Below are 13,115 nucleotides of genomic sequence, written 5' to 3'. Positions count from 1 at the left end.
TGAACTTTTCAGGAGGGCAGAATGGTGATGCTGCCCCAGGCCAGCGCCCCGCCGGGGCTGAGGATCTACGCCATCGGCGACGTGCATGGCATGGCCGGCATGCTGGCCGCGATGCACATTGCGGTCGCTGGCGATCTGGCGCGCCGGCCCGCGGATGACTGGCGAGTCGTCCATCTGGGCGACTACATCGACCGCGGGCCCGAGTCGGCCCGGGCGCTCTCGCTGCTGATGGATTTCGCCCGCGGCGGGCGGGCCGACTGTCTTCTCGGCAACCACGACCAGTTCCTGCTCGACTTCGTCGAGGACCCGGAGGGTGCCGATTTCGACCTGTGGATGATGAATGGCGGCGACGCGACGCTGCGCTCGTTCGAGGTCGATCCGTCGCTGCTAGCCTGGCATCCGGACGGAGCGGCGCGCCGCAAGGTGCGCGACCAGATCCTCGTGGCCATGCCGGGCCTGGCCGATTTCCTCTCCGGCCTCGCGGCGATGCGGCGGCTGGGCGACTATGCCTTCGTGCATGCCGGGGTGCATCCGGGCGTGCCGCTCGAGCGCCAGTCGCCCCACGATCTGATCTGGATCCGCGACCCGTTCCTGGCCTCGCGCGCCGACCACGGCGCGGTGATCGTGCACGGCCACACGCCGGTGCGGGCGGTCGACGTGCAGCCGAACCGGATCGGCATCGACACCGGCGCGGTCTATGGCGGCACGCTGAGCTGCCTGGTGCTCGAGGGCCGGGAACGGGCGCTGCTGGCGCCGGACGGGCCGGTGCCGCTGGGCCAGCCCTGACGGCCGGGCGCGGCAGGCCGGTCGGGCCGGCCTTCAGGGGCCTGCAGCGCCGGCAGCAGACGGTGTCCACATTTGGACGCTGCCTAACTCGTTGATATAAAACAGTTCTACAGAAATGGACGCGAGGCCCTTCGTCGTGCCCCCCGGTTGGAGCCGGCGCGGCGGCGCCTCACTCGATCGCCTTGACGATGTCCTCGGTCATCTTCTTGGCGTCGCCCAGCAGCATCATGGTGCGGTCCATGTAGAACAGTGGGTTGTCGATGCCGGCATAGCCCGCGCCCAGCGAGCGCTTGACGAACAGCACGGTCTTCGCCTTCTCCACGTCCAGCACCGGCATGCCGGCGATGGGCGAGTTCGGGTCGGTCTTGGCGATCGGGTTGGTCACGTCGTTGGCGCCGATCACATAGACCACGTCGGTTTGCCCGAACTCGGCGTTGATGTCCTCGAGCTCGAAAACGTCGTCATAGGGCACCTGCGCCTCGGCGAGCAGCACGTTCATGTGGCCGGGCATGCGCCCCGCGACCGGGTGGATGGCGAACTTCACCGTGACGCCGTGGCCCTTGAGCTTGTCGGCCAGATCGTGCACCGCGTGCTGCGCCTGCGCCACCGCCATGCCGTAGCCGGGCACGATGATCACCGAGCCGGAGTTCTGCATGAGGAAGCCGGCGTCCTCGGCCGAGCCCAGCTTGGCCGGCTTCTGCTCGCCGCCCTGCGCCGCCGCCCCCTCGGCGCCGCCGAAGCCGCCCAGGATCACGCTGGCAAACGAGCGGTTCATGCCGCGGCACATGATGTAGCTGAGGATGGCGCCCGAGGACCCGACCAGCGCGCCGGTGATGATCAGCGCCGTGTTGCCCAGGGTGAAGCCGATTCCGGCGGCGGCCCAGCCGGAATAGGAGTTCAGCATCGAGATCACCACCGGCATGTCCGCCCCGCCGATCGGGATGATCAAGAGGCCGCCCAGCGCCAGCGCCGCCAGGGTGATCAGCCAGAACCAGCCGCTCCACTGGGTGGCGATCATCAGCAGGATCATGACGATCACGCCCGTGCCGAGCGCGAGGTTCATCAGATGCCTCGCCGGCAGCAGGATCGGCGCGCCGGACATGCGCCCGTCGAGCTTGGCGAAGGCGATCACCGAGCCGGTGAAGGTGATCGCGCCGATCGCCACGCCGATGGTCATCTCGACGATCGAGCCGGTATGGATGGCCCCGGGCACGCCGATGCCGAAGGCCTCGGGCGAATAGAGCGCCGCGGCGGCGACCATCACGGCGGCGAGGCCGACCAACGAGTGGAAGGCGGCAACGAGCTGCGGCATCGCCGTCATCGGCACGCGCCGGGCGATCACCGCGCCGAGGCTGCCGCCGGCGGCGCCGCCGATCACGATCAGGGCGATGCCCCAGCCCGTGGGGGGCGCCGCGACCACCAGCGTGGTCAGCACGGCGATCACCATGCCGATCATGCCGTAGCGGTTGCCCTGGCGGCTCGTCGCAGGGTGCGACAGCCCGCGCAGCGCCAGGATGAACAGGATGCCCGAGACGAGGTAGAGCAGGGCGGCGAGATCGGCCATCAGTGCGCCCCCCTCACTGCTTGGGCTTGTACATGGCGAGCATCCGGGCGGTGACCAGGAAGCCGCCGAAGATGTTCACCGAGACCAGGATCACGGCGAGGAAGCCGAAGACGGGCGTGGCGGCGCTGGCGCCCGCACCGGTGTCCACGCCCGCCGCAATCAGCGCGCCCACCACGATCACCGAGGAGATCGCGTTGGTCACCGACATCAGCGGGGTGTGCAGCGCCGGCGTCACCGACCAGACCACGTAGTAGCCGACGAAGATCGCCAGCACGAAGATCGACAGGCGGAACACGAACGGGTCGATGCCGGTCGCCGCGGCGGCGCCGTGCGCGACGGTCTCGCCTGCGGCGGGCGCGGCATGCGCCGCCTCCTGGGCGATGCGGGCGAACTCGGCGGCGGCCTGCGCGGCGCGCTCGGCGGCCTCGCGAAAGGTCTCCATAACAATCGCGGACGCGAACATCGGGTCAGTCCTCCTTGGCGGCGAAGCCCGGATGCACGACGTTGCCGTCGCGCGTCAGCCGGGTGCCCTTGATCAGCTCGTCGTCGTCGTTCAGCGCCAGGGCGCCGTCCTTGACGAAGGGCGAGAGGAAGTTGAGCAGGTTGCGCGCGAACAGCGACGAGGCATCGGCCGCCAACCTGCCGGCCATGTTCGGATAGCCGATGATCTTCACGCCGTTGGCGGTCTCGACCACCTTGTCGAGCTCGGCGCCCTCGACATTGCCGCCCTGCTCGACGGCGAGGTCGACGATCACCGCGCCGCTCTTCATCGCCGCGACCATCTCGCTGGTCAGCAGCACCGGCGCCTTGCGGCCGGGAATCAGCGCCGTGGTGACCACCACCTCCTGCTTGGCGATATGCCCGGCGATCAGCTCGGCCTGCTGGCGCTTGTAGTCCTCGGACATCTCCTTGGCGTAGCCGCCGGCGGTCTGGGCCTGCTGGAACTCCTCGTTCTTCACGGCGACGAACTTGGCGCCCAGCGACTTGACCTGCTCCTCGGTGTCGGGGCGCACGTCGGTGGCGGTGACCACGGCGCCCAGCCGCCGGGCTGTGGCGATGGCCTGCAGCCCGGCGACGCCGACGCCCATGACGAAGACCTTGGCGGGCGCCACCGTGCCGGCGGCCGTCATCATCTGCGGGAAGGCCCGGCCATAGGCATTGGCCGCCTCGACCACCGCCTTGTAGCCGGCGAGGTTGGCTTGGCTCGACAGCACGTCCATCGACTGCGCCCGGCTGATGCGCGGCATCAGCTCCATGGCGAAGGCGTCGATGCCCTTCTCGGCGCAGGCGTGCATGATGTCGGGGTCCGCATGGGGGGCCATCATGCAGATCAGTATCTGGCCCTTCTTCAGGCTGCGCAGCTCGGTCTTGGTCGGGCGCTGGACCTTGAGCACCACATCCGCGTCCCGGACCGCGGCGGCGAAGTCCTTGGCGATGCCGGCGCCGGCTTCCTCGAAGGCGGCGTCGGGCATGAGCGCGGCGGTGCCGGCACCGGACTGCACGGACAGCTGGGCGCCGAGGCCGAGGAACTTCTGGATCGTCCCCGGGGTGGCGGCAACGCGCGTCTCGTGCTCGCGCGTCTCCTTGGGCACTGCAATCTTCATGCGAACTCTCCGCTCCGGGCGCTGCGCAGGCCAGGCCGCGGCGCATGCGACCGAGGCGCCGGCCCGCCGGTTCCGCCTATCCGCGCGGCGGCCACGCTCAGGTTGCGACGATGGCGAGGAAGATCAGGACCAGGGCGATGGTGAAGACCGCCCAGGCGGCCATCTTGACGAAGCCGTGGAAGGTGCGCTCGTGCTCGGAGATGTCCATCGAGCCGTGCTTGTATTCCGCCATTTCTGTCCCCTCCGGTCGCTGACGTGGCCGTTCCGGGCTGTTATAGACGCAAGCGCGTGCTGCGCGAAACAGCTTCGTTGCATCCGCGTGCCACAAGCGATCCGGTATCTGGTATGTCAGCCTGCTGCGGCGTTGGCAACAGCGTCGGCCCGCCGGTCAGCGGTTCAGCTTTCCGGAAATTGGTAAAGCCAGGCCTCGTCCGGGCCCGCGACGCGCCGGGCGCGGCCGGTGCGGCAAAGCCGGTTGAAATGCGCCACCGCCTCGCCCAGCGCCAGCCCGTACTCGCTGGCGCCGATCGGCCGCGTGAACAGGCTGGGGAAGCAGGCTGCCGCGGTCAACGGCCCCCGGCCGAGCGCCGCCTCCAGCCGGTCGAGCGCGGCCTCGTGGTGGCTGGCGAGCTGGCCCAGCCGGAAGGCAAGGCCACGGAACGGCAGCTTGTGCCCGGGCAGCGCGAGGTCGCCCGGTCGCGCATGGGCGCGCAGGCGCGCGCAGCTCTCCAGCCAGTCGCCCAGCGGGTCGGCCTCGGGCTCGGTCGGGTAGACGCTGATGTTGGGCGAGATGCCGGGCAGCACCTGGTCGCCGGCCAGCACCAGCCCGTCGCCCGACCACAGCGTCGCCTGCGCCGGGGCGTGGCCGTGGCCGAGACGCACGGTCCAGCGCCGGCCGGCGATGTCGATTTGCTCGCCCTCGGCGATGGCGTGGAAGCCCAGCGGGATCGGCGCGACGCAGGTGGAGAAGTTGAAGGGGCGCTCGGCGGCATAGGCTGCGAGCATGTCCCGGGGCATGCCGGCCCGGCGGCGGAAGGCGATGTGCTCGGGGCCGGGGCGCTCGTGATGGTCCAGCGTCAGCATGCGACCGTAGAGCCAGGCGACGCGGGTGGCCCAGATCTCGGCGCCGCGTTCGGCGAACCAGCCGGCAAGGCCGATATGGTCGGGGTGGTGGTGGGTCAGGATCACGCGCCCGACCGGCTTGCCGGCGAGCGGACCGGCGATGAGCCGCTCCCAGGCGGCGCGGGCTTTGGGCCAGTCGAGGCCCGTGTCGACCGCCGTCCAGTGCGCGCCGTCGTCCAGCAGATAGACATTCACGTGGTCGAGCCGCATCGGCAGCGGCAGGCGTGCCCACAAGACCCCTGGCGCGACCTCGCACGCCGCCCCCGGGGCCGGAGGCTCGGGCCAGGGGAAGCTCAGCCCGGCGTCGCGCTCGGATATCGGCCGCTCAGCGGTCATGCGCCGAGGGTCTCGGCCGCAACCGCGTAAAGCGGCGCGGCGCCCGCCGTGGCGGCCTGTGCCAGCGCCGCTGTCTGGGGTGCGATCTGCCCGGCGAAGAAACCCGCCTGGGCCAGCCGCGTCCCGGCCTCCGCCGTGTCGCGCGCCGCCAGGGCCCCGCGCCCCAGGTAGTGGGCGCCGAGCGCCAGCGCCATCAGGCGCAGATAGGGGCTGGCCCCGGCGTTGCGGTCGTTCTGCTCGGTGGCCGCCAGCATCCAGCCGGTGGCGCGCTCGGCCGCCTCCGCCGCGGCGATGACGCCCTCGGCAAGCGGCGCGAGCCGATCTCCGCCCTGGGCCAGAGCCGCCCCGGTCGCGGCGATCTCGGCGACCATGCTGCGGGCCATGGCGCCGGCGTCGACCGAGAGCTTGCGGCCCACGAGGTCCATCGCCTGGATGCCGTTGGTGCCCTCGTAGATCGCCGTGACGCGGGTGTCGCGGAACAGCTGGCCGACGCCGGTCTCCTCGATATAGCCCATGCCGCCGTGGACCTGGATGGCGAGGTTCGCCACCTCGATGCCGGTATCCGCGCCGAAGGCCTTGGCGATCGGGGTGAGGAAGGCGCCGCGGCGGGCGTGCAGCTCGCGCTCCTCCTCCGACCCGGCGGCGCGCGCCATGTCGAGCGAGAACGCGCAGTCGTAGCAGATGGCCCGCGCCGCCCGGGTCAGCGTCGTCATGGTCAGGAGCATCCTCCGCACGTCGGCGTGGCCGGCGATGGTGGCCGAGCCGTCGGCGCTGCGCCCCTGCCGGCGCTCCAGCGCATAGGCCAGCGCGGCCTGGGTGGCGCGCTCGGCGATGGCCAGCCCCTCGGCGCCGACGCCGAGGCGGGCGTTGTTCATCATGGTGAACATCGCCGCCATGCCGCCGTGCTCGGCCCCGATCAGCCAGCCGGTGGCGCCGTCGTATTCCATGACGCAGGTCGGCGAGCCATGCAGGCCGAGCTTGTGCTCGAGACTCACGGCCTTGAGCCGGTTGGCGCGGCCGGGGTTGCCCTCGGCGTCGGGCACGAACTTCGGCACCAGGAAAAGCGAGATGCCCTTTGTCCCCGGCGCCGCGCCCGGCAGCCGCGCGAGCACCATGTGACAGATGTTCTCGGCCAGGTCGTGGTCGCCCCAGGTGATGAAGATCTTCTGCCCGGTGATGGCGAAGCTGCCGTCGCCGTTGGGCTCGGCCCGCGTGGTCAGCGCGCCCACGTCCGAACCCGCCTGCGGCTCGGTCAGGTTCATCGTGCCGGTCCAGGTGCCGGCGTTCAGCTTGGGCAGGTAGCGCGCCTTGATTTCGTCCGAGGCGTGGCGCTCGAGCGCCTCGATCGCCCCCATCGTCAGCATCGGGTTGAGCGACAGCGCGAAGCAGGCCGAGGACATCATCTCGTTGACGCAGGTGGCGATCGAGAGCGGCAGGCCCATGCCGCCCCATTCGGGATCGCCCATCACGCCGACCCAGCCCCCTTGGGCGATAGCGGCGTAGGCCTCGGCAAAGCCCGGCGTGCAGCGCACCACGCCATTCTCGAGCCGCGCCGGCTCGAGGTCGCCGGGCCGGTTCAGGGGGGCCAGCACCCCCTCGCACAGCTTTGCCGCCTCCTCGAGGATTGCGGCGCGGGTCTCGGCGCTGGCGTCGGCGAAGCGCGCGGTGGCGGCGAGCCGGTCCTGGCCGACGATCCGCTCGGCGCAGAACGCCATCTCGGCGAGGGGGGCGCGGTAAGTCATCTCTCGTCCTCCGGCTGCTTGCCTGCCGGCGACGCGGCAGGGTAAGCGGGTCTGCGACTCATGTGGGCCGCGTCTTCGTTAGGCCAAATGCGGGAGAGCGGGCAAGCGTGCACACGACCGAGATCCTCGCCCCGGACGCGGCCGGCCTCGCCCGTGCCGCCGAGTTCTTGCGCGCGGGCCGCCTGGTCGCCTTCCCGACCGAGACGGTCTACGGGCTGGGCGCCGATGCCAGGTCCGGCCGGGCCGTGGCGGGGATCTTCGCCGCCAAGGGGCGGCCGCGCTTCAACCCGCTGATCGTGCATGTCGCAGACCTCGCGGCGGCGCAGACGCTGATCGAGCTTGCCCCCCCGGCGCGGCGGCTGGCGCAAGCGTTCTGGCCGGGGCCGCTGACGCTGGTCGCGCCGCGCCGGGCCAACTGCCCGATCGCCGAGCTGGCCAGCGCCGGGCTGCCCACGCTTGCCGTGCGGGTTCCCGCGCACCCGCTGATGCACAGACTGCTCGCCGCCTTCGCCGGTCCGATTGCCGGGCCCTCGGCCAATCCCTCGGGCGAGGTCAGCCCGACCACGGCGGCGCATGTGATCGAGGCGCTGGGCGGGCGCATCGCCGCGGTGCTCGACGGCGGGCCGTGTGCGGTCGGGCTCGAGTCCACGATCATTGGCTTCGATGGCGCGCGCCCGGTGCTGCTGCGCCCGGGCGGCCTGCCGCTCGAGGATGTCGAGCGCACGCTGGGCGGCCCGGTGGCGAGCGCCGCGGGCGGCGCCATTACCGCGCCGGGCCAGCTCGCCAGCCACTACGCCCCCCGCGCCCGGCTGCGGCTGGACGCAAGAGGCCCCGGATCCGGCGAAGCCTGGCTCGGCTTCGGGCCCGATCCCGCGGGCGTGGTCGGCCCGGCGCTCAACCTCTCTCCCGGCGGCGACCTGACCGAGGCGGCGGCGAACCTGTTCGCCCATCTGCGCGCGCTCGATTCGCGGCTCGGCGGGGCGGGATGCATCGCGGTCGCGCCGGTTCCCCGCCGCGGGCTTGGGCTGGCCATCAACGACCGGCTGGCGCGGGCCGCGGCGCCGCGCTAGGTCAGGCGGATGAGCAGCCTGACCGATCCCTCCGCCGAGCAGCTTGCCGCGCTGGCTGCCTGCGTGGGCGCGGGTGGCGTGATCGACCCGGCCTCGGACGCGGCCGCGCCCTATCTGGTCGAGCCGCGCGGGCTGCTGCGCGGCCGCGCCGCGACGATCCTGCGGCCGGCGACGACGCCGCAGACGGCCGCCATCGTCGGGCTGTGCAACCGCGAGCGGATCGGGATCGTGCCCTACGGCGGCGGCACCGGGCTGGTGGGGGGGCAGGTGGCGCCCGACGGCCCGCGCCCGGTGGTGCTCTCGCTCGAGCGCATGAACCGGGTCCGCGCCGTCCTGCCCGAGGACGGTGCGATCGTCGCCGAGGCCGGGGTGGTGCTGGCCGACCTCCAGGCCGCGGCCGCGCGCGCGGGCCGGCTCTTCCCGCTCTCGCTCGCCGCCGAGGGCTCGTGCCGGATCGGGGGCAACCTCGCCACCAATGCCGGGGGCGTGCAGGTGCTGCGCTATGGCAATGCGCGCGAGCTTTGCCTCGGCATCGAGGCGGTGCTGGCCGACGGCTCGGTGCTTTCGGGCCTGAGGCCCTTGCGCAAGGACAACACCGGCTATGACCTGAAGAGCCTGCTGATCGGCTCGGAGGGCACGCTGGGCGTGATCACCGCCGCGGCGCTCAAGCTGTTCGCGCTGCCGCGCGAGACGGTGACGGCGATGCTGGCGGTGCCCTCTCCGGCGGCGGCGCTGACGCTGTTCGAGCACCTGCGCGCGCGGCTCGACGACGCGCTCTCGGCCTTCGAGCTGATCAGCGGCCAGGGCATCGCCTGGCTGGCCGAGTTCCATCCGGAGAAGCCCGACCCGCTGGCCGGCTCACCTGCCTGGCGCGTGCTGATCGAGGCCGCGGGGCCGGCCGGCGGCGGCCTGCCCGATCGGGTCGAGGCGGCGCTCGGCGCCGTGGTCGAGGCCGGTCTTGCCAACGACGGCGCGGTGGCGGCCAGCGACGGCCAGCGGGCGCAAATGTGGTGGCTGCGCGAGGCCCTGCCCGAGGCCAACCGGCGCGTCGGCTCGATCGCCTCGCACGACATCTCGCTGCCCTTGAGCGCGATCCCGCGCTTCATCGCCGAGGCCGGCCAAGCGGTCGCCGCGATCGACCCGGCCCTGCGCATCAACTGCTTCGGCCATCTCGGCGACGGCAACCTGCACTACAACGTGTTCCCGCCCGAGGGGCGCCGGGCCATCGACTGCCGCGCCCTCGGCGGACGGGTGCGGCGCTCGGTGCACGACCTCGTCGATGGCCTCGGCGGCTCGATCAGCGCCGAGCACGGCATCGGGCGCATGAAGGCGGACGAGCTGGCCCGCTATGGCGATCCGGCCAAGCTCGCCGCGATGCACGCGGTGAAGGCGGCGCTCGACCCCAACGGCATCCTCAACCCGGGCGCCGTCATCTCGGGATAAGCGCCGCCGAAGGTCGCGCTCGATGGGCTCAGGACGCCGTCGACGGCGTGAAGATGAACTCCTGCTGCCGCTGTCCCTTGCCGGAGACCGTCACGCTGCGGGTCTCGGACTTGCCAGCGAAGGTCGCGGTGACCTTGTAGTGACCCGCAGGCAGGTTCGCCAGGACCCAGGGCCCGGGGCAGGTGAGGTTGACCATCTCGCCGCCCTTGCCGCTGATCTGGGTCTTTACCGCGCCCAGATAGTGTCCGTTGGGTGCGGCATAGACCAGCTTCAGCGTGTAGGGGATGCTCTTCGCTGCGGCGCGCCCTTGAATGCCGACGCCGGAGCAGACTGCACTGCTGTTCGCCTGCGCGGGCAAGCCTGCCATGACTGCCAGCGCGGCGGCGGCCAATACGGTGACTGTCGTCTTCATCGTGCTTTCCTCCTCAATTGCTGCCGTCAGCGCGACGGCTTGGCCTTGAGGCCTAGGCCGAAATGTAGAACTCACTGGGGCGGGGAGAAGTTCCGGGCGTTTCCGAGGCTCGGGATCCTTGCCCGAATCTCGGTAACACTGTCGAGATCGATTGTGACCTGGGTCACGCCCGTGCCCTCGCCGGCATCGGCCAGAACCCGGCCCCAGGGGTCGACGGCGAGCGAGTGCCCGTAGGTCTCGCGCGCGCGGCCCCGGCTGGCGCGGTGGCGGCCCCACTGCGCGGCGGCGAGCACGAAGCAGCCGGTCTCGATGGCGCGGGCGCGCAAGAGCACCTCCCAGTGCGCCCGGCCCGTGGGCACGGTGAAGGCCGAGGGAACGGTGAGGATCACCGCGCCGGCCTCGACCAGGGCGCGGTAGAGCGCGGGGAACCGCATGTCGTAGCAGACCGACAGGCCGATCCGTCCCCAGGGCGAGTCGGCGGGCACGGCGCGCGCGCCGGGCCGGTAGCCGTTCGACTCGCGGTAGCTCTCCTCGCCGCCCAGATCGACATCGAACATGTGGATCTTGTCGTAGCGGGCGCGGATCGCGCCGTCGGGGCCGATCAGGAACGAGCGGTTGGCGAAGCGCCCGTCCGGGTCGCCGGTCCTGAGCGCCAGCGAGCCGAGCGAGAGCCATACGCCCAGCTCGGCGGCCACATCCGTGAGACGCGCCAGCGTGATGTCCTCGGCCTCGGGCGCCAGGCGCTCCTCCTGCATCGCGCGGCTGGCCGAGACCATGTTGGTGATCTCCGGGGTCAGGACCAGCCCGGCGCCGCCCGCCGCGGCCTCTCGCACCAGCCGCTCGGTATCGACGAGATTCGCCTGTGGGTCGTCGGAGGCGTTGAGCTGGACCAGGGCGGCGCGCAGTAGTTCCATGGCCTCACCCGTTCAGGAGCGGGTCGAGCCGGCCTGCGCGCTCCAGCGCATAGAGCTCGTCGCAGCCGCCCAGATGGGTCGGTCCGACGAAGATCTGTGGCACGGTGCGGCGGCCCCCGGCACGCGCGGCCATTTCGGCGCGCAGCGCAGGGTCGGCCGAGACGTCGATCTCGGTGAAGTCGATGCCCTTGCGGCCGAGCAGCTGCCTGGCCATGCGGCAATAGCCGCAGATCGGCGTGGTGTAGATCTCGACCGTGTGCATCCGGCGGCTGGCTCCGGCGGCTTGTCCCGGCCGGCGCTCAAATGCCGGCCCCCTCGGCGCTGCGCAGATAGGGCGCCTCGTCGAAGCTGACAAGGGCGAGCGCCAGGATGTCAATCCCCGCCGCGCCCCCTTCGCGGCAGGCCTGGGCGCAGGCGCCGAAGGTGGCGCCGGTGGTCAGCACGTCGTCGACCAGCAGCACGCGGCGCCCCGTGAGGCGCGCCGCCGCGCCGGGCGAAAGCGCGATTGCATCGCGGACGTTCTCGGCCCGCCCGGCGCGGTCGCGCCCGTCCTGGCTCGCGGTGCGGCGGCGCCGCCGCAGCAGCCGCGGCGCGAGGATCCGTGGCCGCCCGGCGGCGCGGCAGAGCGCGCGGGCCAGCTCCTCGGACTGGTTGAATCGGCGCCGGAGCCGCCGCGTCCAGTGCATCGGCACCGGCACCACCAGGTCGGCCTCGGCGACGAGCCCCCGCGCCGCACGCGCCATCCAGCCGCCCAGCATCGGCAGCGTGTCGAGCCGGTCGCCGTGCTTGAGCGCCAGCACCAGCCGCCGCCCCGCCCCCTCATAGGCGAACACGGCCGCGCCCCGGTCCCAGGCCGGCGGGTGCCCCCGGCAGGGGTCGCACAGAAAGCCCGGCTCCGCCTCGGCGAGGCCGGCCAGGTCGCGTCCGCAGGCCGAGCAGCCGCGCCCCGACAGGAAGGCCACGTCCGACCAGCACTCGGCACACAGGCTCACCGCAGACGCGGTCTCGCCCTGGCAGGCCGGGCAGGCCGGCGGGTACAAGGCGTCGGTCAGCGCGCCCATGAGCGCGCGCCCCTGGGGCCACAGGCCCCGGATCGGCGGGGTTGTCAGTGCCATTCTGGCCGCGCCCCCTCGTGCATTGCGGCAACGGTCGTTATATGCGGGGGCAAGAGGCGTAAAGAATGCATGAACAGCGCCCGACCCTTTTCGACTTTGCCGCGCTCGGCCGGCGGCGCGACCGCGCCATGCGGCTCGGCTTCGCCGGCGGCGCCGATTTCCTGCACCGCGAGGTCGCGGCGCTGATCGCCGAGCGGCTGGGCGAAGTCAGGCGCGACTTCACCCGCGTCGCCCTGATCGGCACCGGGGCGGGCGCCGTGGCCGCGGCGCTCGGCCGCGAGGCGGCCGCGCTGGTCCAGCTCGACCCCTCGCCGGCGATGGCCCGCGCGGCGGGGGCCGAGGTGCTGGCCAGCGAGGTGCTGCCGCTCGAGGCAGGCGCGCACGACCTCGTCGTCTCGACGCTTGTGCTGCACGCCATGAACGACCCGGTGGGCCAGCTCGTGCAGATGCGCCTGGCGCTCAAGCCCGACGGGCTGATGCTGGCGGCGCTGTTCGGCGGCCAGACGCTTTTCGAGCTGCGCGCCAGCCTCGCCGAGGCCGAGGCCGAGGTCGAGGGCGGGCTCAGCCCGCGCGTGGCGCCGATGGCCGAGATCCGCGATCTGGGCGGGCTTTTGCAGCGCGCCGGCTATGCCATGCCGGTGGCCGACTCGGAAAAGCTGGCGGTCTCTTACGCGACGCCGCTCCACCTGATGCGCGAGCTGCGCGCCATGGGCGAGACCAACGTCCTCAATGAGCGCCGCCGCCAGCCGATGCGCCGCGCCACGCTGATGCGCGCCTGCGAGATCTACGCCGAGCATTACGGCACGCCCGAGGGGCGCGTCCGGGCCACCTTCGAGATCGTGTTCCTGACCGGCTGGGCCCCGGGCCCGGACCAGCCCAAGCCGCTGCGCCCGGGCTCGGCCACGGCCCGGCTCGCCGATGCGCTGGGCACCCGCGAGATCGGCACCGGGGTCAAGGCGGGCAAATGACGCCGGCCCATTGAAAACCGGGCGCCCGGCGATATCTGC

14 protein-coding genes are annotated in these 13,115 nt (G+C 72.3%); 4 read left to right on the top strand and 10 right to left on the bottom strand.

Annotated elements, in window-relative coordinates; all coding sequences use genetic code 11:
• Positions 1-21: 21 nt before the first annotated feature.
• Positions 22-786 (top strand): metallophosphoesterase, encoded by a 765-nt coding sequence (locus tag AC32QD_RS01355; RefSeq protein ID WP_492008682.1) that lies wholly within the window; start codon positions 22-24, stop codon positions 784-786.
• 169 nt (positions 787-955) lie between these two features.
• Here the strand turns inward: AC32QD_RS01355 and AC32QD_RS01350 are convergent, their stop codons facing one another.
• The 6 genes from AC32QD_RS01350 to AC32QD_RS01325 form a co-directional block, all read right to left on the bottom strand.
• The gene (locus AC32QD_RS01350; RefSeq protein ID WP_492008681.1) at positions 956-2,350 is read right to left on the bottom strand and encodes an NAD(P)(+) transhydrogenase (Re/Si-specific) subunit beta; all 1,395 of its coding nucleotides are present in this window, start codon (positions 2,348-2,350) and stop codon (positions 956-958) included.
• 13 nt (positions 2,351-2,363) lie between these two features.
• The gene (locus AC32QD_RS01345; protein WP_492008680.1) at positions 2,364-2,813 is read right to left on the bottom strand and encodes a proton-translocating transhydrogenase family protein; all 450 of its coding nucleotides are present in this window, start codon (positions 2,811-2,813) and stop codon (positions 2,364-2,366) included.
• 4 nt (positions 2,814-2,817) lie between these two features.
• The gene (locus AC32QD_RS01340; RefSeq protein WP_492008679.1) at positions 2,818-3,954 is read right to left on the bottom strand and encodes a Re/Si-specific NAD(P)(+) transhydrogenase subunit alpha; all 1,137 of its coding nucleotides are present in this window, start codon (positions 3,952-3,954) and stop codon (positions 2,818-2,820) included.
• Between the two features lie 97 nt (positions 3,955-4,051).
• Positions 4,052-4,186, bottom strand: a complete 135-nt coding sequence (locus AC32QD_RS01335) for an aa3-type cytochrome c oxidase subunit IV (protein ID WP_492008678.1) — start codon at positions 4,184-4,186, stop codon at positions 4,052-4,054.
• 164 nt (positions 4,187-4,350) lie between these two features.
• Entirely contained in the window at positions 4,351-5,412 is a 1,062-nt protein-coding gene (locus AC32QD_RS01330; protein ID WP_492008677.1) for an MBL fold metallo-hydrolase, read from the bottom strand.
• Entirely contained in the window at positions 5,409-7,154 is a 1,746-nt protein-coding gene (locus AC32QD_RS01325; protein ID WP_492008676.1) for an acyl-CoA dehydrogenase family protein, read from the bottom strand. The genes AC32QD_RS01330 and AC32QD_RS01325 overlap by 4 nt, the downstream gene beginning before the upstream one ends.
• A 107-nt stretch (positions 7,155-7,261) precedes the next feature.
• Between AC32QD_RS01325 and AC32QD_RS01320 the strand changes: the two genes are divergently transcribed.
• Both AC32QD_RS01320 and AC32QD_RS01315 read left to right on the top strand, forming a co-directional pair.
• Positions 7,262-8,224, top strand: a complete 963-nt coding sequence (locus AC32QD_RS01320; RefSeq protein WP_492008675.1) for an L-threonylcarbamoyladenylate synthase — start codon at positions 7,262-7,264, stop codon at positions 8,222-8,224.
• A 78-nt stretch (positions 8,225-8,302) separates the two neighbouring features.
• A complete protein-coding gene (locus AC32QD_RS01315) occupies positions 8,303-9,667 on the top strand; it encodes an FAD-binding oxidoreductase (protein WP_492008709.1) in 1,365 nt (454 codons plus the stop codon).
• 28 nt (positions 9,668-9,695) lie between these two features.
• On the opposite strand, the gene AC32QD_RS01310 is transcribed toward AC32QD_RS01315, so the two are convergent.
• The 4 genes from AC32QD_RS01310 to AC32QD_RS01295 all read right to left on the bottom strand — a co-directional run bounded on the left by AC32QD_RS01310 (position 9,696) and on the right by AC32QD_RS01295 (position 12,108).
• On the bottom strand, positions 9,696-10,079 hold the full coding sequence (locus AC32QD_RS01310) for a hypothetical protein (RefSeq protein ID WP_492008674.1): 384 nt from the start codon (positions 10,077-10,079) through the stop codon (positions 9,696-9,698).
• A 71-nt stretch (positions 10,080-10,150) separates the two neighbouring features.
• Positions 10,151-10,993, bottom strand: coding sequence for a carbon-nitrogen hydrolase family protein (locus tag AC32QD_RS01305; RefSeq protein WP_492008673.1), 843 nt, complete (start codon positions 10,991-10,993; stop codon positions 10,151-10,153).
• A gap of 4 nt (positions 10,994-10,997) precedes the next feature.
• Positions 10,998-11,255 carry a glutaredoxin 3 gene (gene grxC / locus AC32QD_RS01300; protein WP_492008672.1) on the bottom strand — a complete coding sequence of 86 codons (258 nt, stop codon included), beginning with the start codon at positions 11,253-11,255 and terminating at the stop codon, positions 10,998-11,000.
• A gap of 37 nt (positions 11,256-11,292) precedes the next feature.
• A complete protein-coding gene (locus AC32QD_RS01295; RefSeq protein ID WP_492008671.1) occupies positions 11,293-12,108 on the bottom strand; it encodes a double zinc ribbon domain-containing protein in 816 nt (271 codons plus the stop codon).
• A 65-nt stretch (positions 12,109-12,173) separates the two neighbouring features.
• Between AC32QD_RS01295 and AC32QD_RS01290 the strand changes: the two genes are divergently transcribed.
• A complete protein-coding gene (locus AC32QD_RS01290) occupies positions 12,174-13,076 on the top strand; it encodes a methyltransferase domain-containing protein (RefSeq protein ID WP_492008670.1) in 903 nt (300 codons plus the stop codon).
• The last annotated feature ends 39 nt before the right edge of the window (positions 13,077-13,115 follow it).

Source organism: Thermohalobaculum sp. (assembly GCF_058622915.1).
This window is presented reverse-complemented; position numbering and strand designations above follow the sequence as displayed.

Bases quoted from the DNA above. Each gene is read 5' to 3' on its own strand.
- AC32QD_RS01355 (WP_492008682.1), top strand. From the start codon at position 22: ATGGTGATGCTGCCCCAGGCCAGCGCCCCGCCGGGGCTGAGGATCTAC.
- AC32QD_RS01350 (WP_492008681.1), bottom strand. From the start codon at position 2,350: ATGGCCGATCTCGCCGCCCTGCTCTACCTCGTCTCGGGCATCCTGTTC.
- AC32QD_RS01345 (WP_492008680.1), bottom strand. From the start codon at position 2,813: ATGTTCGCGTCCGCGATTGTTATGGAGACCTTTCGCGAGGCCGCCGAG.
- AC32QD_RS01340 (WP_492008679.1), bottom strand. From the start codon at position 3,954: ATGAAGATTGCAGTGCCCAAGGAGACGCGCGAGCACGAGACGCGCGTT.
- AC32QD_RS01335 (WP_492008678.1), bottom strand. From the start codon at position 4,186: ATGGCGGAATACAAGCACGGCTCGATGGACATCTCCGAGCACGAGCGC.
- AC32QD_RS01330 (WP_492008677.1), bottom strand. From the start codon at position 5,412: ATGACCGCTGAGCGGCCGATATCCGAGCGCGACGCCGGGCTGAGCTTC.
- AC32QD_RS01325 (WP_492008676.1), bottom strand. From the start codon at position 7,154: ATGACTTACCGCGCCCCCCTCGCCGAGATGGCGTTCTGCGCCGAGCGG.
- AC32QD_RS01310 (WP_492008674.1), bottom strand. From the start codon at position 10,079: ATGAAGACGACAGTCACCGTATTGGCCGCCGCCGCGCTGGCAGTCATG.
- AC32QD_RS01305 (WP_492008673.1), bottom strand. From the start codon at position 10,993: ATGGAACTACTGCGCGCCGCCCTGGTCCAGCTCAACGCCTCCGACGAC.
- grxC (WP_492008672.1), bottom strand. From the start codon at position 11,255: ATGCACACGGTCGAGATCTACACCACGCCGATCTGCGGCTATTGCCGC.
- AC32QD_RS01295 (WP_492008671.1), bottom strand. From the start codon at position 12,108: ATGGCACTGACAACCCCGCCGATCCGGGGCCTGTGGCCCCAGGGGCGC.
- AC32QD_RS01290 (WP_492008670.1), top strand. From the start codon at position 12,174: ATGCATGAACAGCGCCCGACCCTTTTCGACTTTGCCGCGCTCGGCCGG.